Raw genomic sequence first — 22,081 nt, forward strand, 5'->3', positions numbered from 1 at the left:
TGCTTATTTCCAGATCAAATTGACCTGTTTAAAATCATTTTTTCATCATTTTGTCATAGCAGCTTTGTCAATCTACCTCTAAGATTTACCCAACTAAAAAATAATAGGGACGCATAATGTCGAAACTGGCTGCATTGGATGACTTGTTAGAGTTGTACTATCAATTGAATTATCATCAAAACCCTGACATTTTCCAGCGTCTTCAAAATGTGCAAGCCTGGCAAAAAAACCGCATGCAAAACACGCATGTCGAACAGTTTGCAGAAAAACACAATATTTTAATGTCTGAATATTTTCTGAATCGCTTGTATGGTGGTCCAGATTTCGATGCTTTGGCAGAGCAAATTGCACGTTTAGCAAAATATGCCCACAAAGCTGAAAAGCTGATTCCTGAAAATGCGATTAAAACCGGTACCTCTGGGGTTGAACTGGCAATTTTAGCGGTACAACTGGATGAACAAGTGGCGATGCAACTGCTCGAAGATTATCATCCCCATGAAAGCTTAACCGATGAGATGATGCGTCTGACTTATCTCAAACTGGATCAAGGACAACAACGCCTGAAACAGCTGGATTTACTGGATCAGCTGGGCTTCAGTTTAGATAAATACATGCGCTCATTTATGGTTCAGGCCGCTTTTAAAATGTGTAAAGGCACTGCTCATAAATATAACTTTCAAGTAATGTATGAGTTTATGCAGGATGGCTTTCTAGCGATGAAACCGTTAAAGTCGGCAGAGAAGTTTGTTAAAGATTTTACTGCAGTTGAACGTCAAATCATTCATAAAGTTCATGCAGGTGATCCGAATCCATTTCAATGTGATGGAAACAACACAATGAGCTACGAATAAAAACACAGAGTAAATTTCTGTATATTATTCATAACAATTGCATGCGGATTGCTGTACAACGTCTTAGAATCTGTCATCATGCAAGCACTGCAATATTAACCCTATTTTTATGTTAGGAGTGACTCTATGTCTAACGAAAATCAAACGCCTACCTCTACACCTGAGTCGGCACAAAATACAGACAAAGTGAGTCCATTCTTAACTGAACCATTACCGCAAGGTACAGCGCAAGGTCAGCAACAAACTTTACAACAACAGTTGACCGATACGCCTGTAACCGGTTCAGTGCCTAAATACAATCTGCCGCGTGGCGCAAACACCGGCAATGTCGGTGAAACAACCCATTTTGGCTTTCAAACTGTAAGCAGCCAAGACAAAGCACAAAAAGTGGCAGAAGTGTTCCACTCTGTAGCCAGCAAATACGACATCATGAATGACTTGATGTCATTTGGTATTCACCGTTTATGGAAACGCTTTGCCATTAACATGTCTGGCGTACGTCGTGGTCAGCATGTCCTGGATATTGCAGGCGGTACAGGTGACTTGGCCAAAGTTTTCAGCCGTGAAGTCGGCCCTACCGGTCATGTGGTTCTTTCAGACATTAACGAATCGATGTTGAATGTCGGTCGTGACCGTTTAATCGATGCCGGCTGTACCAATGTGGACTTCGTTTTAGCCAATGCTGAAACTTTAGAACCATTTGCAGACAACAGTTTTGACTTGCTCACCATCAGCTTCGGTTTACGTAACGTAACCGACAAAGATGCGGCACTCGCGGCAATGTACCGCGTGCTTAAGCCAGGCGGTCGTTTATTGGTGCTTGAATTCTCTAAACCAGTGTTTGAGCCCTTCTCTAAACTGTATGATTTGTATTCATTCACAGCTTTACCAATCATGGGCAAAATCATTGCCAATGACTCGGAAAGTTATAAATATTTGGCCGAATCGATTCGTATGCACCCTGACCAACGTACCCTAAAAGGTATGATGGAAAATGCCGGATTCCAAAACTGTGATTACCACAACTTAACCGGTGGTATTGTCGCGGTTCACCGTGGCTTTAAACTTTAAGGTTTCGCACTATGTGGTCGATTCTAGCACTTGGTGCAGTTGAACGATTAATTCATCATGTGATTGATCTGGATGCGATTACCCGCATCCAGCTGAATGAATTACAAGGCAAAATGTTGCGGGTGGTCATTGACTCGCCGCAACTGTCTGTCGATGTATTCTTTGACCAAGACAAAGTTCGTTTAGAACCGACTGTCACTGGTCAAAGTGATACGCCATCGATCTTCGAACAACGTCCGTTTGATAAAAACCAGCAAGTTTCTGAAGCGACTGCGACCTTACAAGTTAAAAATGTAGTCGAGCTTTTGAAACTCTTATTGGCGGACGATGTCGGCAATATTCCGCTGCAAGGTGACTATCACCTGTTGCAGGATATTCAACGCATTATGCAACAGGCCGAACCGGATTTAGCCTCGCATTTAAGTCCGTGGATTGGTCCCGCCCTTGCACATGAACTGGGTAAGATTCAACTTGCACCGAAACATTTAAAACGCACGCTTGAAAGCTATGTGTTCTTTGCTGAAGATGCATTAAAAGAAGATACAGGTCTGTTTGCCTCACGTTGGCAGATGGATGATTTAAACCAAGACACTCGAATTTTCAATCAAAATTTAGATCGTGCTGAAGCTAAAATTCAACAACTTCAGGCACAGATTGATTCAACTCAAAACTAGGTATAAGCATTTATGATTCCGCACGTTTCACGTTTACTCGAACTTTGGCGCATCGCCGCGCACTATAGACTCGACACGTTGTTTCCTGCGGAAGAATTACCTGAAAAAGCCCGTCATGCTTTAAGCCTGATTCGTATGCACCCTGCGGCATGGTCAAGCCGTGAACGTAAAAATCCACTCAAGCTGAAAGAAGCTTTAGAGGAAATGGGACCGCTTGCGATCAAACTGGGGCAATTGCTCTCCACCCGGCGTGATTTGATTCCACCTGAAGTTTTACAACAACTGGTACTGCTGCAAGATCGAGTCAAACCCTTTGACAACAACGTTGCCAAAATGCGCATTCAGGAATCACTGAAAGCCGATGTAAATACCTTGTTTGCCCGTTTCGATGAACAACCGCTTGCAGCGGCTTCCATCGCTCAGGTGCATACTGCGGCTTTGCATGATGGTCGTGAAGTGGTGGTGAAAGTCACCCGCCCCAATATTCGTCAGCAAATCTTACAAGATTTTGAAATTCTCGATTGGCTCGGTGCTGCCTTAGAAAAACGTCTAGAAGCAGCACGCGCCTTACATCTTTCTGAAATTATTCAGGACTATCGTCAAATCATTCTGAATGAACTTGATCTGACTTTAGAAGCCGACAACACTCGTCGTATGCGCCATTACTTTACCGGCTCAAGCATGATGTATGTGCCTGAAGTGTATATGGACAGCAAAGACGTGATGGTCGCTGAACGCATCACCGGTGTTCCAATTTCTGACATTGCCACTTTTGACCGTATGGGGATGAATCGCGCGGACTTGGCAGAGAAAGGTTTAACCATTTTCTTTACCCAGGTGTTCCGTGACAACTTCTTCCATGCCGACATGCATCCAGGGAACGTATTTGTCGAAACCATTAACCCGAGTAATCCACGCTTTATTGCGCTGGATTGCGCGATTATGGGTGAGCTATCCAAACACGATCAAATGACTGTGGCACGCATGTTACTGGCGGTGATGAACAGTGACTTCATGCAACTGATTTTGGTGGTGCATCAAGCCGGCTGGATTCCACCAGGGACTGATCAGGATGCTTTAGCGCGTGAAATGCGTCGTACCGTGGGGCCAATGGTATCGAAACCGATGCATGAGCTAGATTTTGCTGGCATCCTGATTCAAGTGATGGATATTGCCCGTCGTTTCCATCTGGAAATTCCACCCCAGTTGATGCTGTTACTGAAAACACTGGTGCATGTCGAAGGCTTGGGAACCGACCTTTATCCTGAACTGGACATTTGGAAACTGGCAAAACCAATCCTCACCGATTGGATTAAAGCGCAAATGAATCCGCAGAAGAACCTGAAGGAATTGGGACAAAAAATTCCTGATCTTCTTCTGGGTGCACAAGACTTGCCAAGCTTGATGATCGACAGTTTAAACGGTCTAAAGAATCAGTCTGCTTGGCATTCCAAACAGTTAAATGAATTGCAAAGCATGCGTTTGCAAATGGAACATCAGCAAAAACGCAGCTGGATTTTCGGTAGTTTGATGGCGATCTTCTTGTCCATTGCGATTATTGCACCATGGTATGTTTCGATTCTTTTGATTGTATTTTCCAGCTTGCTTGCTGTTTGGCGTGTGGTGAAATAACAAAGTCCACTTACCGCCTAGATCTACCTTATAACAGCCTGATTATTTAAATCATCAGGCTGTTTTTCCATCTAATGACTGAGCAGTCAACAACTGATGACTCTCGCCATTGCTGCCTCAGCACAGCAACCTAAAATAACAGCACACTTGTATATTTAATCATAGATCATGACGCAAATCTTGCATAAACGCCCTCCTTCATTAAATATCCGTGCTGGCAAATTAGCACGCCAACTGATTGAAAAAGAAGGTTTGCAGGCAAGCTTTGTCGATACTATTCCCGGTGCTGCAGGTGGCCCGAAAGGTATTGGTATTCAAGGCTTGGATCAAGCCATTTTTGGCAATTTCCTTGCACAAGCACCACAACGTAGAACCCTAATTGGTTCATCGATTGGCAGTTGGCGTTTTGCCAGTATTCTGGCTTGGGGTGCAAAAGAAGGAACGCAGCGTCTTTCCGATCTCTATACTAATCTGTATTTTCATAAAAAAATGTCGCGTCAAGACGTGGGTAATATTTGCCGAGGCATGTTGATTGATCTGATTCAAGGCAAAGAACAACAACTGGTTGATCATCCTGATTATCATCTCACTGTGATTTCAATTAAAGCACAGCATATTTTCCAAAGTGATAAGAACCTCCCACTCCTTGCCTCTATCGCGGGCATTGTTGGCAGTAATGCACTCGGTCGTAAACACAACCGTCTGTTTATGCAACGTGTGATTAGTCAACCAAAAATGGGGACACAATTTAAAGTAGATGATGACTTTGTTACCCATTATCAAACTTTAAATAGCGACAATGTCACACCTTGGCTAATGGCTTCTGCGTCTATTCCAGGAGTTATGGCGGCTATTCGCGATATTCCAGATGCGCCTAAAGGCAGTTACCGTGATGGGGGGTTAATTGACTATCACATTGACCTACCATTTGAGAGCCAAGGCATTGTGCTGTATCCGCACTTTAGCGACCGCATTACACCGGGCTGGTTCGATAAAATGTTAAAAAATCGTAAAGCCAATCCTGAAAATCAGGCACGAACTTTACTACTTTCCCCTTCCGCAGAATATTTGCAATCGCTGCCACTTGGGCGTCTGCCCGATCGTAAAGACTTCACTTTAAAAGGCTTAGATCAGAAACAGCGCATTCAAATGTGGAACCAGTGTGTAGCCGAAAGTCAGCGCTTGGGTGATGAATTTTTAGAATTGGTGGAAAAGCAAAACTTGCCGCAATTTATGCAAGATTTATAAAACTACTCTGAGTTGAGCTTATCCATGGATAGGCTTAATTTTAAGTGGCATATTTCAATCAGTTGGTTTTTGATCCGTTTTACCCATAAAAATAATGAAATACATTTGCATGAAAAAAATATACAACTGCGTGATAAGTAAACCAAATGATCATACGTATATTTTTTTCTCAAACACTCGCTAATCACGTACACTATATAGCTGCGATTTTTTATTCGCTCTTTTCCATTTTGAACATATTTTTGGTGAAATTCTCATGAACAACTTGCAATGGCTCGATGAAGTAAAATTTAACGAACAAGGTCTAATTCCTGCCATTGCACAGCATCATCAAAGCGGTCGTGTGCTCATGGTCGCATGGATGAATCGTGAAGCTTTAGCCTTAACGGCAGAAAAAAACCAGGCCGTTTACTTCTCCCGTTCACGTCAAAAATTATGGCATAAAGGCGAAGAATCAGGTCATTTCCAAACCGTGCATGAAATCCGTTTAGACTGCGATGCAGACGTGATTGTGTTGCAAATTGAACAACATGGCGGCATTGCCTGCCATACCGGTCGTGAATCGTGTTTCTATCGTAAACTCACACCAAATGGTTGGGAAATTGTCGATGCGCAATTAAAAGATCCAAGCCAGATTTACGCTGAAAAATCAGTGAATCCACATACGCTTGCCATGAATGCCTCAACTGCCCAATCTGAACAAGTGGAAGTGCTGGACTATTTAGGGCAGATGATGAGCGAGCGCAAAGCGGCAGATCCTGACTCCTCTTATGTAGCGAAGTTGTATCACAAAGGCTTAAACAAAATTTTAGAAAAAGTCGGTGAAGAAAGTATTGAAACCATCATCGCAGCAAAAGACTTTAAAGCTGAAGCGCATGAAGATAATAAAAATGACCTGATTTATGAAGTGGCTGATTTATGGTTCCATACCATTGTCATGCTCGGCTATTTCGATCTTGAACCACAAGTGGTTTTAAACGAACTTGCACGTCGCCAAGGCTTATCTGGATTGGTTGAAAAAGCCAATCGTCAACACTAAGCCAATGACTGTGTCTAATTCGCAAAAACCGAGTGCAACCTATGAGCAAGCCATTGCCATAGACAATGCACGTTTGGGCAAATCCTTTAAAGTGATTGCTTATGCCGGCACAGGTAAAACCACCACTTTACAAATGATCAGTGATGCCATGCCAGAGCGGCGCGGCATGTATCTGGCGTTTAATAAAGCCATTGCATCAGAGGCACAAAGTAAATTTCATCGTGGTGTCGACTGTCGTACTTTTCACTCGCTGGCTTTTCGTAGTGTGCCGCGTGGCGTGACCGACAAACTGCGTTTACCGCGTTTAAGTCCAAGTTTTATTGCCAAGGAATATCGACTGCAACCGATTACGCTGCGTCGGATGATGGGTGGACGTTATGAAAAATACGTGATGATGCCGAGTCGTTTGGCGAGCTTGGTGGCCAATGCAGTCAGTTATTTCTGTTCGACCAGTTCACAATATCCTGCGCCACGTCATCTACAAGCACCGAGCTGGTTACATCCGGATGATATTGATGAGTTGCAAAAGCATCTTTATCCCGCGATTGAACGGCGCTGGTTAGAGTCGATTGACCCGAATCATCAAGCCGGGATTGGTCACGATATTTACCTGAAACTTTGGGCTTTGTCTGAGCCGAATATCCTCACAGATTATGTGTTGTTTGATGAAGCACAAGATGCCGACCCTCTGATGCTTGGAATTTTGCTTAGACAGCGTAATACCCAGGTGATTTATGTGGGGGATGCACATCAACAGATTTATGCCTGGCGCGGCGCGGTCAATGCCATGCAGCAATTGCCCTTGCCTGAATCCAGATTAACGACATCATTTCGTTTCGGTGAAGAAATTGCCTTAAATGCAAATGCCATTCTGGGCGCCTTAAACGAAACCGTGCCACTATTGGGCAATCCGTATCTCAATTCAAAAGTGGTCAATAAACCGCATACCAAACAACGCGATGCGATTTTATGCCGTACCAATGCCCGGGCGATGGAGTTATTGCTCGCTGGTTTAGTGCATGGCGACAAGGTCAGTTTACAAGCCGACCATGTCAAACTGAACCGTTTTGTTGATGCCGCCAGCATGCTGAAACAAGGCAAACGAGTGACTGATGTGCCTGAACTCGCCTGGTTTAATTCATGGCATGACGTGCATGAATATTGTGAAACTAATGATGGCAGTGACATTAAACCCTTGGTGAAACTGGTCGATGATCACGGTACCGACCCACTCAAAAGAGCCTTGGCGAAAATCACCCCGATTGAACAGGCCGACTACATTATCTCGACTGCACACAAAGCCAAAGGTCTGGAATGGGATCGTGTGCATATCGAAGATGACTATCAATTTAAGGTCAATGAAAAAGACCATAAAATTAGTGACGAAGAGTTAAGATTGCTTTACGTTGCCTGCACACGTGCTAAAGTAAGTTTAAATATTCACCACATTTACGATTTGGTACAACAACTCAAAAAGCAAATGCCATTATCGTTGCGTAAAGCCGTGGGAGAATAATTCAGCTCATTTCGCAATGCAGGTGTTTTATGAAAATCGAATCTGTTCAACTCAAACACGCCCTTCATTTTGCTGATCTCAAGCTGAAATTTAGCGATAAATCGATCACCCTGATTCTGGGGGATCAAAGCTCGGGTAAAACTGGCATTTTAAAATTCACTTATCAAGCCCTGACCTGGTTTGCAGCACGTTATAAAGACTTTCGTGCTGCCGGTGTGGTGATGCTTGATCAAGACATTATGTTCACGCGCTTGCAATCCAAAATTGATATTCGGGTTCGAGTTCCCAATGATATTAGTACTTTAACCGAAGCCAGTGAGCCGCAAGACAAAGCACTTTCTTACTGCGATTGGCAGCTGTATAAAACCTTAAATAGTCATGGTATAGGCACCAGCAAAGCCGAAACCCAACAACTGGAAAACTTGGTCGAACTTTATCAAAATGCGATCAAACATGACCAACTGCAAGGCTTACCCTTAATTGCCTATTATCCTGCGGAACGCTTCGTCAATGAAATGAATATTCAGAGCAAGAATAATCCTGTCATTTTCCAGACCTCACACGCCTATGAAATTTCAACTATTCCTTACACCACCTTTAGCCGTTTTTTTGAGTGGTTTCGTGAAATCAGTGATATTGAAAATGCCCAAATTGCCCAACTGTTTCAACAATTGCTGTCCAATCCATCCATCCAGAAAAACAAAGATAATAGCTTCCTGCAACAATTGGTCAATGCTCAAAAGCAAATGAACGCACCGAGCCTGGATGCGTTGAAACAAGCCTTAAGCACGGTCATTCCTGCTTTAGAAGACATTTATATCCAGTACCAACCTAAATTACAGTTGATGGTGAGCTATCAGAATAAAACCATGCTCTATCAACAACTCTCCAATAGCGTTAAAAACTGGATCGCGTTGGTGGGGGATATTGTGCGCCGCTTATGCTTGCTCAATCCAAACAGTTTATATCCCTGCCTTGAAGGGGATGGAATTTTATTGATTGATGCCATTGACCATCAGCTCGATCAAAATACGTCTCAAGTGATTTTGCAACGCTTACATCAGGCTTTTCCGCGCCTACAGATTATTGCTACCGGCAATCGCAGCGAATTACTGGAACATGCAGCAGACTATCAATGTTTGAAACTGGAAAATAAACAGATCTTTGATATGCAGCTGCAACCTTTGCAAGACAAGTTTGACACGATTTATGAGAACCTGGTTTTTAACGAAGAAGTGATTGAAACCGATCCATTGCTTGAACCCGAATTAGAAAGCATCACCCCACAAAGCATCATGCAACACATTCAACAGCATTTAAGTGCAGAACAACAAACTGAATTGCTTCATTTATTGAATCAGCAGGATGATAGGTCTTCGCACCATCCCCTGCCATAACCCAAAAGATTGAATTTAATTACCAAACAGATTCGATATTTCAAAGCGCCATTTTCAAGAATCATTTTTAAGTTTTCATCTGTCTAAACACTCGGCGCCTAGAAAGAATGGATGAGCGTATAATAGGTTAGCTGTGCGCAAAAATAATTGATGTTGTTTTCTTCATGTAATAAGATCAAGTATATTTAAAGTTTTATAGTAAAATCCGATTTTACTATCGCTTTTTACAAGTTGCGCAACACAGCTTGTTTTTCCATATTTTTAATTTAATTTGGCTTTCAAGATTGAGAAGTTTGGATGGTTCTTTGCTGTCCTGTAGTCCTTGAAAGATAAGATTCACCCTTAGGTTTTTACCAACCTGATTCACGACAATGGATATGAGTGTGCTACCGATTATTATATTGTTACCGTTAGTACTGGGCACTACCCTTGTCTCGTGGCTGAAGCAATTTTCACGCGGGGTAACGGCTTTAGCGGCCATTGCAGTCAGTTTAAGCAGCCTGATCTTGTTACTGACTCAAGCAAAAGATGTCTTTAATGGTGCAATAATCACCCAGACTTGGGCTTGGTTACCTCAATTAGGTATCGATTTAAGCTTCCGTATGGATGCCTTAGGCCTGTTGTTTTGTTTACTGATTAGCGGTATCGGTACCCTCATTTATATTTATGCCTATTATTATTTAAGTCCTAAAAGTTCCCTGAGTAAACTGTATCTATTGCTGATGCTGTTCATGGCAGCCATGCTGGGGATATCACTGTCCAATAATTTAATTTTATTGCTTATTTTTTGGGAACTCACCAGTATTTCCTCGTTCCTTTTGGTCGGTTACTGGAATAACTACCAAGCTGCGCAACGCGGTTCACGGATGGCGCTTACCATAACCGGGATGGGCGGTCTGTCGATGCTCGGTGGCTTTATTCTGCTCGGTCAAATGACCGGCACCTATCAGATAGACCAAATTTTAACAATGAAGGATCAGATTCAAAGCCATTCGCTGTTTGTTCCCACCTTGCTGCTCATTCTAATGGGTGCCTTTACCAAAAGTGCCCAGTTCCCGTTCCATTTTTGGCTACCCAATGCCATGGCAGCCCCGACACCGGTATCCGCCTATCTGCATTCGGCGACCATGGTCAAAGCCGGAATTTTCCTGCTGGCACGTTTTACTCCCATTTTTGTCGGTGCAGCGCTTTATCATAATATTGTAACTTTTGTGGGGTTATTTACCCTGTGTATGGCAGCCTTTTTTGCCATTTTTAAAGAAGATTTAAAAGGCTTACTCGCCTATTCCACCATCAGTCATTTAGGCTTAATTGTCTGCCTGTTGGGGATTGGATCACCACTGGCGATTGCCGCAGCCATTTTCCATATCATTAATCATGCGACCTTTAAAGCCGCATTGTTCATGATTGCCGGAATCATTGACCATGAAACGGGAACCCGTGATTTACGCAAGTTAAACGGGATTTGGCAACTACTGCCGTTTACTGCGACCCTAACCATGATCACTGCTGCCTCGATGGCGGGTGTACCCCTGACCAATGGATTCTTGTCTAAAGAGATGTTCTTTACTGAACTACTGGCCAATCTCTCTGGGCCAGTCATGATTTTCTCGGCGGTGGTAGCAACTCTCGCGGGAATCTTTGCAGTCGCCTATTCGGTGCGTTTGGTTCACGGGGTATTTTTCGATGGTCCGCTGGGACGACAAGTTCCCAATCAACATGCACATGAACCGCCTTTTGGTATGCGTGCACCCGCAGTTCTGCTTGCTGTTTTATGTATTTTAGTCGGTCTGGCACCTGCCCTTTTAGTTGAAAAAATTGTCAATTCAACTGCGCGTGCCAGCACTCAACTCCCTGACTTTGCCGGCACACATTTAGCCATTTGGCATGGCTTCAATCTGCCTTTAGTGATGAGTATGATCGCGCTGTTTGGTGGGGTAATTTTCTATTTCGCTTTCGCCAAAAACGGTAAAATTCGTGAGATTGATTTAGATCTGAGCTTGGGACAATTCCAAGGCAGAATCTTGTTTGATTTATTCCTCAAGCATCTGTTACTAAATTCACGCAAGTTCAAACGTAAAACTGAAAATGGTTCCCTGCAAAGCTATTTAATGTGGATTGTGTTATTCAGTGCTGCTTTGCTGGCCATGCCACTCATCAATCAGGGACTCACCACAGGTACGCGTGAATTAACCCATGCGCCTGCGCTTGCCATTGTACTGTGGCTATTATTATTCTCTGCATGCTGGATGATGTTGTGGTTCCACCATGAACGGATTAAAGCAGTGCTGATTAGTGGTGCAGTCGGTTTAGTCGTGACTATGGTTTTTGTGACCCTGTCTGCACCGGATCTGGCTTTAACCCAGATTACCGTTGATGTGGTCACCACTGTACTCTTACTCATGAGCTTATCATTACTGCCACAGCTGACGCCTTATGAGTCCAGTGTTTCACGTCGTTGGCGTGATGCACTGATTGCGATTGGCGGCGGTCTCGGTATTGGCTGGATTAGCTGGTTAATCTTGACCCGTGACCACAACTCGATTTCATGGTTCTTCATGCAGCAATCCATTCCACTGGGTGGCGGTACCAATGTGGTCAATGTAATTCTGGTCGACTTCCGTGGTTTCGATACCTTTGGTGAAATTACTGTACTGGGTATTGCTGCCATTGGTGCCTTGTGTTTAATGGATGGCATGCGTACCCACGGTACCACCATCACTCAAGGCTTGACCTACCGTTTTAATCCCTCTCCCTTGATGTTCAGGATTACCGCGTCTTGGGTTTTACCTTTGGCACTGGTGGTAAGCCTGTATATCTTCCTGCGCGGTCATAACTTACCGGGTGGCGGATTTATTGCCGGCTTGATTACCGCTTTAGCCTTAATCATCCAATATATTGCCCTTGGTCAAGATCAGGCAGAACAAATGCTGAAAGCCAAATCCGGACGTTTATATGAAATCTGGATTGGTTCTGGTCTGGTGATTGCCGGACTGACTGGACTCGGTGCATGGTTCTGGGGACGTCCATTCCTCACCAGTGCACACATCTACATCTCACCACCAATTTTAGGTGAAATTCATCTGGCATCTGCTGCCTTATTTGATGTCGGGGTCTATGTCACCGTTGTTGGTGCAACCATGCTGATGATCTCGGTTTTAGGCGATTCACGTCACTCCAGTATGGCTGGCCCGGTACTCAAGGGAGAAGAAAATGATTAGTATCGAATTTTTACTCGCCTCGGCTATTGGCCTACTGACTGCAACGGGAATTTATCTCATTTTACGTGCCCGTACTTTCCCTGTGGTTTTAGGTTTGGCCATGATTGGTTATGCAGTCAATTTATTTTTGTTCGCGATGGGACGGATTCAGGTCAATGCCCCGGCGGTCCTGACTGAAACCAGCAAAGCAACCGATCCCCTGCCCCAAGCCTTGGTGTTAACCGCCATTGTGATTGGTTTTGCGACCACGGCTTTTATTGTGCAACTGGCTTTGCGCAGTCGCTATGAAACAGGTACAGATCACGTTGACTCCAAAGAAGATATTGTGCCGATTGACCCGCGTGAGGATGAGCCTTAATGAATGCTTTCATCCAGTTTTGGACTGAACATACCCCTATTTTTATCATTTTAATTCCAGCTTTTACTGCTTTTTTACTGGTTCTTTTGGGGAATCCAGGCGCAGGCGCATTATCACAGGATTGGCGTCAACCTTGGCGTCGTGGGATTAGTTACGTTTCTTCAATTTTAGGTTTAGTCACTGCCATTCTTTATTTGAACTTGGCCAGCAGTGGACAAATCAGCATCTATAATTTAGGTGAATGGTCTGCACCCTTCGGGATTGTCTTGGTGCTAGACCAACTTTCCGCCCTGATGCTGGTACTGACCTATGCCTTGGCGACACCGATCTTATGGTATGCGAGTCACGAGTGGGATGCCCGTGGACGTTATTTCCATGCCATGTTCCACTTCCTGCTCATGGGCTTATGTGGCGCATTCCTGACAGGCGACTTATTCAACTTATTCGTATTCTTTGAAATCTTGTTGATGGCGTCCTATGTCCTGCTGGTACACGGGCAAGGCAAAGCACGTTTTCAACTCGGCATTCATTACGTCACCATTAACTTACTGGCCTCTGCCCTGTTCCTGATTGGACTCGGCATGATTTACGGCAGTGTCGGCAGTTTAAACATGGCAGATGTCACACGCCTGCTCCCGCTATTAGAACCCGATCAGCACAAACTGGCAGTCGCAGGTGGCTTACTGTTATTTGTGGTGTTTGGGATTAAAGCCGCCATGTTACCGGTGGGTTTTTGGTTACCGAAAACCTATGCCGTGGCAACAACCCCTGTTGCAGCAATTTTTACCATTATGACCAAAGTGGGCATCTACGCCATCTTACGTGTTAATGGCACCGTTTTTGAAGATGACTTGAGCCACAGCATTTTGGCAAACTGGTTGCTTCCGATTGGTTTAATCACCTCTATCTACGGTGTCATTGGGGCGATTGGCGCAGAACGCTTGCGTCGTTTCGTCGGTTTCATGATTTTGTCTTCGATCGGAACCCTCTTAATCGCGATTTCCCTGTTTAATACCTTGGCCTGGGCTGCGGCACTTTATTATTTAGTGCATAGCACCCTGATTGCAGCGGCATTTTATTTGCTCTCGGGCTGGATTACGTCACAACGTGGAGCATTCAAGGACCATTTCAATATTGCACCGCAAATGAAACAACACAAGGTAGTGTCATTAGTCTTCTTTTTAATTGCCTTGATGATGGCAGGTTTACCTCCATTCAGTGGCTTTTTGGGCAAGGTCTTTATCTTGCAGGCGACGTCACATTCACCTTATCAACTGGTGATTATTGCGGTTGTGCTGATTGTCAGTTTACTCAGTATTATTGCATTTACCCGGATTGGCTTTGTGTTATTTTGGCGTGCCACGATGCCTGAAGACAATCCAGATACAGATGAGTTTAAGGCCTATCAAGCTTTACCTGAGCAATCGCCTGCACGAAATGACAAAACCATCTATTTACTGCTTTCAGGTTTAATCGTATATATGGTCTGTGCGGGTCCTATTCAGCAATACATGTTTAAAACGGCTGAACAAATCCCAAATAATGCCTTATATGAAGGAGTTATCCTGCATAAAGATAATCTTAATCAGGTGATTAGCGTTCAACCCTATGATCCTGAAAACCTGCCTGAAACCAAATATGGCGGTGAAACTGTTGATCCGAATGCGCACCTTATTCCTTACATTATTTCGGAAGATACGTTGGAAGGTGAACATATTTCAGAGTATAAGCACCGCCAAATTGAACAGCAGCAATTGCAGGAACCGGTGGATGTGGATGATGCCAAACTCAAACCTCAGGAGCCTTAACCATGCAAAAAACATCGTTCTGGGAAAACTGGCTACCGCATCCATTTGTATCTGTAATTGTGGCTTTAAGCTGGATTATGCTGACGCATAGCCTCGATTCAGCAACAGTACTTATAGCTTTGCTCCTCGGAATTCTGATTCCGCGTTTGGTACAACCCTTTATTACCCGTACTCCCGATATCAACTGGGTATTGGCTTTAAAACTCTTCTTTGTGGTGTTGTGGGATATTATTATTTGTAATATTAAAGTGGCTAAAATGGTTCTTGGACCAACACGCAACTTACATCCCAAATGGTTTCGCGTGCCTTTAGAAACGCAACATGAACAAGTCAATGTGCTGCTGGCACTGATTATTACCACCACACCGGGTACAGTCACTGCAGGGATTGACCATGATCGTGGCGATATTTTGGTGCATGCCTTAAGTACGGATAATGCTGAAATAGACATTCTAGAAATTAAAAATCGTTATGAAAAAGCGCTGATGGCTATTTTTGCTGTGGAATTAGGAGAAGATTCATGACTATTTTGCCTTATGCACTCGGCATATGTATGGTGGCCATCACCATTTCAATGTTTTTTTGCCTGGTCCGCCTAGTCATGGGTCCCTCCATTGTCGATCGTCTTTTAGCCTTGGATACATTGTTTCTGAATGCCACCTGCCTTGTGGTGATTCTTGGCATCTACTGGGCAAGTACCGCCTTATTTGAAGGGGCTTTATTGGTTGCCATGCTTGGATTTGTTTCCACCGCAGCGCTTGCTCGCTACTTTACCACTGGCCATGTCGTAGATTAGGAGAAACAGTAATGCAACTCGTGATGGAAATCCTGGTCTCAATTTTTTTATTGATTGGCTCATTCTTTATGTTGGTCGGTGGTATTGGCATGGTGCGCTTACCTGACTTATTTATGCGTCTGCATGCTCCGACAAAATCCAGTACTTTGGGACTAGGCAGCTTTTTAATTGCTGCGATGATTTTTTCAGCATTTCAAGGCCGTTTTGGTTTTGCCGAACTGTTATTGACTTTACTGGCGTTCATTACCGCGCCCGTATCTGCCAATTTAATGGCACAAGCCGCTCTACACTTACGGTTACGCTCAACCGGTGGTGAAGTGCCTGAAACACTTGAGCGCCCCTTACCTTGGCAACGAAGCCGCCGTCCTCCTCCTACGAAAGACAAAAACAACTCACATGATGACCTAAGCTAAATGAAGACTAGATGCTTTAGTATTTTGAGTCCTTTGGTCGTTTCCAGTTTAAATTCAGTCTACTGCATGCGCTGATATATCAATTTTGTCCTAAACAAAATTTTAACGTACAAAAAAAGCCACCCGAAGGTGGCTTTTTTATTACATCAATTATTCATCATCTTGCTTTGCTTCAGCAGGCGGTAAATCCTTCACTGCTTCTGCAATCAGACCAAACATATAATTGCCGTAAGCATTGGTTTTGTCATAATGGAAACGCAAACGTGGCGTAATACGTGTCTTGATACGACGACTCAATTCGTGACGCAAGAAACCCGATGCTTTGTTTAATACATCTAAAGTTTCTTTATTCGCGGCTTCGCTTTGATCATCACCCAGTTCACGACCCATTACAGTCACATAAACTTCGGCATATCCTAAGTCTGCGCTAACTTTCACCGCAGAGATAGTCACCAGACCACCTAAGCGTGGATCTTTAAGCTCTTGACGAATCAGTTCAGAGAGTTCTCTCTGAACTGTATCAGCCATACGCTTAAGACGCTGACTACCCGCCATTAAAGACTCCGTTTAATCAATTGAACATCGTACACTTCGATCTTATCGAGTGCTTTGATGTCTTTATAGCCTTTCACAGCAAGACCACATTCCATACCGGCACGAACTTCTTCAACCACTTCTTTGTAGCGACGAAGAGATTCAAGCTCACCTTGGAATACAACCACGTCATCACGTAATACGCGAATCGGTTTGTTACGATGCAATACGCCTTCAAGCACCATACAGCCCGCAGCCGCACCGAATTTACTTGAGTGGAACACTTCACGTACTTGCGCAACACCAAGAATCGTTTCACGATGCTCAGGAGCAAGTTTACCGCTCATTGCCGCTTTCACGTCATCAATCAATTCATAGATGATGCTGTAGTAACGAATGTCGATGCCGTCTGCATCCGCTTTTTGACGTGCAGTATTATCAGCACGTACGTTAAAGCCTAGAAGTACTGCTTCAGAAGATTCAGCAAGCGTAACGTCAGACTCAGTGATTGCACCTACGCCAGAACCGATTACACGAACGCGAACTTCATCTGTTGCCAATGCTTGCAAGGCTACAGTCAAGGCTTCCAATGTACCGCGTACATCAGTTTTAAGCACAACGTTCACATAAGGAACATCTTTTTTGCCCATAGACGCCATGATGTTTTCAAGACGCATCGCACTTTGACGCTCAAGACGTTTTTCACGCTCACGCGCCATACGTGCATCAGCAACTTCGCGTGCTTTTTTCTCATCATTTACAACAAGAACTTCGTCACCCGCCATCGGCGCTTCAGGAAGACCCAAGATTTCCACTGGAATCGAAGGACCTGCTGATTTAATACGTTTACCGTTTTCATCTACCATCGCACGAACACGACCGTAAGATGCACCGGCAAGCACTAAATCACCTACATTTAATGTACCGTTTTGTACAAGAATAGAAGCAACGGCACCGCGGTCTTTGTCTACACGCGCTTCAATCACAACACCTTGCGCAGCACCTTCTTCAGATGCTTTCAATTCAAGCATTTCTGATTGAATTAAAATAAGGTCAAGCAATTCATCGATACCTTGACCCGAATGTGCAGAAACCATGGCTACTGGTACGTCACCGCCCCATTGTTCAGGCACGATTTCTTTGGTGGTCAATTCGTTCAATACGCGATCTGGATCAGCGGATTCTTTATCCATTTTGTTGATTGCAACAATGATTGGCGTACCTGCAGCGCGTGCATGATCAATTGCTTCAGCAGTTTGTGGCATTACACCATCATCAGCCGCAACAACAAGAACCACGATATCAGTCGCTTTCGCACCACGTGAACGCATTGAAGTAAACGCTGCGTGTCCCGGTGTGTCTAAGAAAGTGATAATGCCTTTATCTGTTTTAACGTGATATGCACCGATATGCTGTGTAATACCGCCCGCTTCGCCCGCAGCCACTTTGGTACGACGAATACGGTCAAGAAGCGATGTTTTACCATGGTCAACGTGACCCATGATCGTAACAACAGGAGCACGAGTCGTTTGAACGCCACGCGCTTCTTCAGCTGCTTCAAGCAGGTTATCCTCAGCTTGAGTATCAGAAACCAGAACTGGGTTATGACCCATTTCTTCAACGACAAGTGCTGCAATTTCTTGCTCAATCGCTTGGTTTTGAGTCACAAGCTCGCCCATTTTCATGAGTGATTTGATAACTTCGCGAACCTTGATCGCCATTTTTGCAGCTAAGTCAGCAACAACAATGGTTTCACCAATTTCAACATCATAAACTTGTTTCTTAACAGGTTTTTCAAAGCCATGCTTGTTGCCTTGGCTAGTTTTCAAACCACGTTTAGGCTGTTTACTGAAGCTTTGCTCTTCCTGACCACGACGTCCACCTTTTTTCGGTGCACGTGCAGTTGTGGTGTTACCACCACGTTTAATTTCACGGTCTTCTTTGGCAAATGAATCTTCATAAGCCTGACCAACAAGACCCGCTGCCAATGGAGAATCATCAACCACACGAATCGTTGCAGTGGTATCTTCAGAGGTGTACTTAGAAGCCATTTGACGCATTTGTTCAAGCGTACGTTGTTGCGCTTCTTCAGCCGACTTACGACGTGCTGCTTCTTCAACTGCTTTTAATTGCGCAGCTTGAGCTTCACGTGCTTTTTTCTGTTCAGCTGTTTCAACTTGTTTAACCGTTTGTTTTACAATCGGTTTGTTGTTTGATTTACGCTTCACAACAACAGCAGCTTTTGGTACTTCTTGCTTAGCCGTTTCTTGCTTAGCAGCAGCACGCATTGCTTCAAAAGCTTGTTTCGCTTTAGATACGCCTGTTTGAGGTGCGTCATCCGCTTTTTGTTCAGCATTCGCAGGAGATGCAGTTGCATTCTTGTCTGCTTGTGCTTTCGCTAAAGCTTCAGCTTTAATTTGTTCAGGATCAGGCTTAACAAACGTGTGCTTTTTACGCACTTCAACGTTAATTGTCTTCGCCTTACCTGATGTACTGGCCACTTTAGCAGTACTGGTTGTTTTACGTTTCAACGTGATTTTTCCTGCATGCCCATCGTCTTGACCATGAAGTTTCTTCAAATGGTTAACGAGGGTATTTTGTTGTTCAGTGGAAATAATATCTTCAGCTTTACGTTGCGGTAAACCTGCGTCACGAACCTGCTCTAGGAGCTTCTCAACTGGACGTTCTACGCTGAGAGCTAACTCTTTAATCGACTTGTCCGTCATATATTTCCTCCTAGTTAAACCATGATTCGCGCGCTTTCATAATGAGTTGACCTGCTTTTTCAGCACCTAAACCTTCAATATCTTCAATATCGTCAGTTGCCTGGTCAGCCAAATCATCTACTGTTACCACATCGCGAGCTGCAAGTGCATACGCGATTTCCTGTGTCATCCCAGCCATTGCAACGAGTTCTGCACTTGGTTCTTGGATATTTTCTTGTTGTTTTAATGCATCTGCCAATGTAATTTCTTTCGCACGGCTTTGCAATAATTCAACAGTTTCAGCATCAAGTTCAATCTCATCGAATGTTTCAGCTGGAACATAAGCAATCTCTTCAAGAGAAGTGAAGCCCATTTCAACCAAAGCCATTGCCAAATCTTCTTCAATATCAAGACGTGTTACAAACATGTCGAGGTATTGTTGAGCTTCATTTTGTTGACGCGCGTAGAATTCTTCTTCGAGCATCATATCCAATTTGTAGCCAGTCAATTCAGATGCTAAACGAACATTCTGACCTTGTGAACCAATGGCACGTGCCAACTGATCCGTTGCGGCAAAAATGATATCGGCGCTATGTGCATCTTCATCAATCACAATACTTGATACATCAGCAGGCTCTAAAGCGCTTGCAATGTACTGTGCCGGATCATCAGACCATACAACAACATCAATACGCTCACCGTTCAATTCTGATTGTACTGCCTGGATACGTGTACCACGCATACCAATACAAGCACCCACAGGATCAATACGATGATCGTTCGTTTTCACAGCGATTTTAGCACGAACACCCGGTTGGCGTGCAGCTGCTTTAATTTCGATGATTTCTTCAGAAATTTCAGGAATTTCTTTCTTCATCAAAGCAATCAGCATTTCAGGACGCGCACGTGACAACAATAATTGTGCACCACGACCTTCACGGTTCACGCTATATAAAATAGCGTTTACACGTTGTTTCGGGCGAAGAATTTCCTTAGGAATCATTTCTTCACGTGAAAGATATGCTTCAGCATTGTCACCCAAGTCAATAATAAAGCCATCTTTGGTTTGTTTTTTAACTTCACCGTAGATGAGTTCACCAACTTTAGATTCGTACGCATCAGCAACTAAAGCACGTTCAGCTTCACGAATTTTTTGCACAATCACCTGTTTTGCAATTTGTGCAGCAATTCGACCGAAATCAATCGATTCAACTTCGAGTTCACGAATGTCACCGATTGACCATTTTTCAGGATCCAAATCCGAGATCGCATCCTGACATGCAGGCATTTCATGATCTTCGTCAGCAACCACTTCCCATTGACGAAAAGTACGGTAATCACCGGTCTTACGATCGATTTCTACACGTAAACGTGCTTCTTCCGAGTTTGTGCCTTCGTAAAATTTCTTTTTAGTCGCAGCAACTAAAGCTTGTTCAAGCGCTTCAAAAATTGCATCACGACTTACACCTTTTTCGTTACTAACCGTTTCTACTACGGTAAGAATTTCACGAGCCATAAGTCACCTATTCGTTCAGATTCTTATTTATTGAATGAATTAATCTTGAAAGATCAAATTTGATTTGTCGATATTATGACTGTCAATTTCAAGTACCTGTTGATTTTCAACTTCGACTTGAATGACTTCATTTTCAAGATCAACAGCAATGAGTTTTGCTTGAAATTTACGACGGTTATCTACAGCACTAATCAGACGTAAAGCAATTTTATGTCCAATATAGGCTGGCATTTGGTCAAGCTGAAAGAATGGTCGATCCCATCCTGGAGAAGACACTTCAAGTGAGTATTCGCCAGAAATTGGATCATGCACGTCAAGCATTGCGCCAACTTGCTGTGTTACGCGGACACAATCTTGCACGCCAATACCACGACCTTCTTCAAGTTCGCCATCTTCATTCATGACAGGTTGCGTGTTGTTTTCGTTGGTTTTATCAATATAGATACGTAATAAAGAACGTTTACCCTGAGGAAGGAATTCGATTCCCCAAAGTTCTACATTACAAGCTTGCACTGCAGGAGCTATAAGGTCTTGGAGTGCTTGAGTTTTATTTGATAGCTTCATTTACTCTCGTCATTGTTGTGCGATTCAATAGTCGCTGTGACCGGTTCAGACTAACTCAACTATATTAGTAGTGAAACATGACGATTTGACCAATGGATGTCGACACTACACGATAGCCAATAAAAAAGGGCGTAATCGCCCCTGTGTACACAGAAAAACCAAAGTCCACTGTGCAAAAAGGCCCACCATTTTTGTGAGCCTTTTAGAAACTTGGTAGCGGGAGCTGGATTTGAACCAACGACCTTCGGGTTATGAGCCCGACGAGCTACCAGACTGCTCCATCCCGCAACAACGTGCAAAAATTATATACAATTCACTGAGCATTTTCAATCAAAAACTGTTCAATGGTTGCTTGATTAAGTTGCACCTTAATCAAAAAGTGGTAGCGGGAGCTGGATTTGAACCAACGACCTTCGGGTTATGAGCCCGACGAGCTACCAGACTGCTCCATCCCGCAACAACATGCAAAAATTAATCACCATTTAAATATTATTTAAATCGCCTATTTAGTTTGCTTCTAAATAGTATTGGTAGCGGGAGCTGGATTTGAACCAACGACCTTCGGGTTATGAGCCCGACGAGCTACCAGACTGCTCCATCCCGCATCAACAGATTTGCTGCTTACACCAACTTATGTTCTGGATTACAAGTTGGTGCGGAAGGGGGGACTTGAACCCCCACGCCCGAAGGCACTACCACCTCAAGGTAGCGTGTCTACCAATTCCACCACCACCGCAG

At 43.9% G+C, this 22,081-nt stretch carries 18 protein-coding genes and 4 tRNA genes; 14 read left to right on the forward strand and 8 right to left on the reverse strand.

Annotation, left to right across the window (positions count from 1 at the left end; translation table 11 throughout):
• The first annotated feature begins 116 nt into the window (after nucleotides 1–116).
• The 14 genes from HLH16_RS04545 to HLH16_RS04610 all read left to right on the forward strand — a co-directional run bounded on the left by HLH16_RS04545 (nucleotide 117) and on the right by HLH16_RS04610 (nucleotide 16,024).
• Nucleotides 117–851, forward strand: a complete 735-nt coding sequence (locus HLH16_RS04545; RefSeq protein WP_171528422.1) for a DUF8198 family protein — start codon at nucleotides 117–119, stop codon at nucleotides 849–851.
• Nucleotides 852–977: 126 nt separating this feature from the next.
• The gene (ubiE, locus tag HLH16_RS04550) at nucleotides 978–1,922 is read left to right on the forward strand and encodes a bifunctional demethylmenaquinone methyltransferase/2-methoxy-6-polyprenyl-1,4-benzoquinol methylase UbiE (RefSeq protein WP_131270436.1); all 945 of its coding nucleotides are present in this window, start codon (nucleotides 978–980) and stop codon (nucleotides 1,920–1,922) included.
• Between the two features lie 11 nt (nucleotides 1,923–1,933).
• Complete coding sequence (locus HLH16_RS04555; RefSeq protein WP_171528423.1) at nucleotides 1,934–2,596, forward strand: ubiquinone biosynthesis accessory factor UbiJ; 663 nt, start codon at nucleotides 1,934–1,936, stop codon at nucleotides 2,594–2,596.
• Between the two features lie 12 nt (nucleotides 2,597–2,608).
• Nucleotides 2,609–4,228 carry an ABC1 kinase family protein gene (locus tag HLH16_RS04560; protein ID WP_171528424.1) on the forward strand — a complete coding sequence of 540 codons (1,620 nt, stop codon included), beginning with the start codon at nucleotides 2,609–2,611 and terminating at the stop codon, nucleotides 4,226–4,228.
• 168 nt (nucleotides 4,229–4,396) lie between these two features.
• Entirely contained in the window at nucleotides 4,397–5,476 is a 1,080-nt protein-coding gene (locus HLH16_RS04565; RefSeq protein WP_171528425.1) for a patatin-like phospholipase family protein, read from the forward strand.
• 256 nt (nucleotides 5,477–5,732) lie between these two features.
• A complete protein-coding gene (gene hisIE, locus HLH16_RS04570) occupies nucleotides 5,733–6,515 on the forward strand; it encodes a bifunctional phosphoribosyl-AMP cyclohydrolase/phosphoribosyl-ATP diphosphatase HisIE (protein WP_171528426.1) in 783 nt (260 codons plus the stop codon).
• A 10-nt stretch (nucleotides 6,516–6,525) separates the two neighbouring features.
• The gene (locus HLH16_RS04575) at nucleotides 6,526–8,031 is read left to right on the forward strand and encodes a UvrD-helicase domain-containing protein (RefSeq protein ID WP_171528452.1); all 1,506 of its coding nucleotides are present in this window, start codon (nucleotides 6,526–6,528) and stop codon (nucleotides 8,029–8,031) included.
• 29 nt (nucleotides 8,032–8,060) lie between these two features.
• Nucleotides 8,061–9,428 carry an AAA family ATPase gene (locus HLH16_RS04580; RefSeq protein ID WP_171528427.1) on the forward strand — a complete coding sequence of 456 codons (1,368 nt, stop codon included), beginning with the start codon at nucleotides 8,061–8,063 and terminating at the stop codon, nucleotides 9,426–9,428.
• Nucleotides 9,429–9,799: 371 nt separating this feature from the next.
• Nucleotides 9,800–12,649 carry a monovalent cation/H+ antiporter subunit A gene (locus HLH16_RS04585; protein ID WP_171528428.1) on the forward strand — a complete coding sequence of 950 codons (2,850 nt, stop codon included), beginning with the start codon at nucleotides 9,800–9,802 and terminating at the stop codon, nucleotides 12,647–12,649.
• Entirely contained in the window at nucleotides 12,642–13,007 is a 366-nt protein-coding gene (locus tag HLH16_RS04590; RefSeq protein ID WP_131287831.1) for a Na+/H+ antiporter subunit C, read from the forward strand. Before HLH16_RS04585 ends, HLH16_RS04590 begins: the two co-directional genes overlap by 8 nt.
• Nucleotides 13,007–14,815 carry a monovalent cation/H+ antiporter subunit D gene (locus HLH16_RS04595; protein ID WP_171528429.1) on the forward strand — a complete coding sequence of 603 codons (1,809 nt, stop codon included), beginning with the start codon at nucleotides 13,007–13,009 and terminating at the stop codon, nucleotides 14,813–14,815. The genes HLH16_RS04590 and HLH16_RS04595 overlap by 1 nt, the downstream gene beginning before the upstream one ends.
• 2 nt (nucleotides 14,816–14,817) lie before the next feature.
• Nucleotides 14,818–15,339: a Na+/H+ antiporter subunit E gene (locus HLH16_RS04600; RefSeq protein WP_171528430.1), complete on the forward strand. Its 522-nt coding sequence runs from the start codon at nucleotides 14,818–14,820 to the stop codon at nucleotides 15,337–15,339.
• Nucleotides 15,336–15,611 (forward strand): monovalent cation/H+ antiporter subunit F, encoded by a 276-nt coding sequence (locus HLH16_RS04605; RefSeq protein ID WP_171528432.1) that lies wholly within the window; start codon nucleotides 15,336–15,338, stop codon nucleotides 15,609–15,611. Before HLH16_RS04600 ends, HLH16_RS04605 begins: the two co-directional genes overlap by 4 nt.
• Nucleotides 15,612–15,622: 11 nt before the next feature.
• The gene (locus HLH16_RS04610; protein WP_171528433.1) at nucleotides 15,623–16,024 is read left to right on the forward strand and encodes a Na+/H+ antiporter subunit G; all 402 of its coding nucleotides are present in this window, start codon (nucleotides 15,623–15,625) and stop codon (nucleotides 16,022–16,024) included.
• Between the two features lie 150 nt (nucleotides 16,025–16,174).
• Here the strand turns inward: HLH16_RS04610 and HLH16_RS04615 are convergent, their stop codons facing one another.
• From HLH16_RS04615 to HLH16_RS04650, 8 genes are all read right to left on the reverse strand, one after another.
• A complete protein-coding gene (locus HLH16_RS04615; RefSeq protein WP_067722362.1) occupies nucleotides 16,175–16,579 on the reverse strand; it encodes a ribosome-binding factor A in 405 nt (134 codons plus the stop codon).
• Entirely contained in the window at nucleotides 16,579–19,284 is a 2,706-nt protein-coding gene (infB, locus tag HLH16_RS04620) for a translation initiation factor IF-2 (protein ID WP_131287843.1), read from the reverse strand. Before infB ends, HLH16_RS04615 begins: the two co-directional genes overlap by 1 nt.
• Nucleotides 19,285–19,294: 10 nt before the next feature.
• Entirely contained in the window at nucleotides 19,295–20,779 is a 1,485-nt protein-coding gene (nusA, locus tag HLH16_RS04625) for a transcription termination factor NusA (protein ID WP_171528434.1), read from the reverse strand.
• Nucleotides 20,780–20,818: 39 nt separating this feature from the next.
• Nucleotides 20,819–21,343 carry a ribosome maturation factor RimP gene (rimP, locus tag HLH16_RS04630; RefSeq protein ID WP_131287848.1) on the reverse strand — a complete coding sequence of 175 codons (525 nt, stop codon included), beginning with the start codon at nucleotides 21,341–21,343 and terminating at the stop codon, nucleotides 20,819–20,821.
• 211 nt (nucleotides 21,344–21,554) lie between these two features.
• Nucleotides 21,555–21,631 (reverse strand) — tRNA-Met (locus tag HLH16_RS04635).
• A 92-nt stretch (nucleotides 21,632–21,723) separates the two neighbouring features.
• Nucleotides 21,724–21,800, reverse strand: a tRNA-Met gene (locus tag HLH16_RS04640).
• Between the two features lie 71 nt (nucleotides 21,801–21,871).
• Nucleotides 21,872–21,948: transfer RNA gene (locus HLH16_RS04645), tRNA-Met, on the reverse strand.
• Between the two features lie 46 nt (nucleotides 21,949–21,994).
• Nucleotides 21,995–22,079 (reverse strand) — tRNA-Leu (locus HLH16_RS04650).
• Nucleotides 22,080–22,081: the final 2 nt, after the last annotated feature.

Source organism: Acinetobacter sp. ANC 5378, assembly GCF_013004315.1.
In the GTDB taxonomy this organism is placed as follows: domain Bacteria; phylum Pseudomonadota; class Gammaproteobacteria; order Pseudomonadales; family Moraxellaceae; genus Acinetobacter.

Bases quoted from the DNA above. Each gene is read 5' to 3' on its own strand.
- HLH16_RS04545 (WP_171528422.1), top strand. From the start codon at position 117: ATGTCGAAACTGGCTGCATTGGATGACTTGTTAGAGTTGTACTATCAA.
- ubiE (WP_131270436.1), top strand. From the start codon at position 978: ATGTCTAACGAAAATCAAACGCCTACCTCTACACCTGAGTCGGCACAA.
- HLH16_RS04555 (WP_171528423.1), top strand. From the start codon at position 1,934: ATGTGGTCGATTCTAGCACTTGGTGCAGTTGAACGATTAATTCATCAT.
- HLH16_RS04560 (WP_171528424.1), top strand. From the start codon at position 2,609: ATGATTCCGCACGTTTCACGTTTACTCGAACTTTGGCGCATCGCCGCG.
- HLH16_RS04565 (WP_171528425.1), top strand. From the start codon at position 4,397: ATGACGCAAATCTTGCATAAACGCCCTCCTTCATTAAATATCCGTGCT.
- hisIE (WP_171528426.1), top strand. From the start codon at position 5,733: ATGAACAACTTGCAATGGCTCGATGAAGTAAAATTTAACGAACAAGGT.
- HLH16_RS04580 (WP_171528427.1), top strand. From the start codon at position 8,061: ATGAAAATCGAATCTGTTCAACTCAAACACGCCCTTCATTTTGCTGAT.
- HLH16_RS04585 (WP_171528428.1), top strand. From the start codon at position 9,800: ATGGATATGAGTGTGCTACCGATTATTATATTGTTACCGTTAGTACTG.
- HLH16_RS04590 (WP_131287831.1), top strand. From the start codon at position 12,642: ATGATTAGTATCGAATTTTTACTCGCCTCGGCTATTGGCCTACTGACT.
- HLH16_RS04595 (WP_171528429.1), top strand. From the start codon at position 13,007: ATGAATGCTTTCATCCAGTTTTGGACTGAACATACCCCTATTTTTATC.
- HLH16_RS04600 (WP_171528430.1), top strand. From the start codon at position 14,818: ATGCAAAAAACATCGTTCTGGGAAAACTGGCTACCGCATCCATTTGTA.
- HLH16_RS04605 (WP_171528432.1), top strand. From the start codon at position 15,336: ATGACTATTTTGCCTTATGCACTCGGCATATGTATGGTGGCCATCACC.
- HLH16_RS04610 (WP_171528433.1), top strand. From the start codon at position 15,623: ATGCAACTCGTGATGGAAATCCTGGTCTCAATTTTTTTATTGATTGGC.
- HLH16_RS04615 (WP_067722362.1), bottom strand. From the start codon at position 16,579: ATGGCGGGTAGTCAGCGTCTTAAGCGTATGGCTGATACAGTTCAGAGA.
- infB (WP_131287843.1), bottom strand. From the start codon at position 19,284: ATGACGGACAAGTCGATTAAAGAGTTAGCTCTCAGCGTAGAACGTCCA.
- nusA (WP_171528434.1), bottom strand. From the start codon at position 20,779: ATGGCTCGTGAAATTCTTACCGTAGTAGAAACGGTTAGTAACGAAAAA.
- rimP (WP_131287848.1), bottom strand. From the start codon at position 21,343: ATGAAGCTATCAAATAAAACTCAAGCACTCCAAGACCTTATAGCTCCT.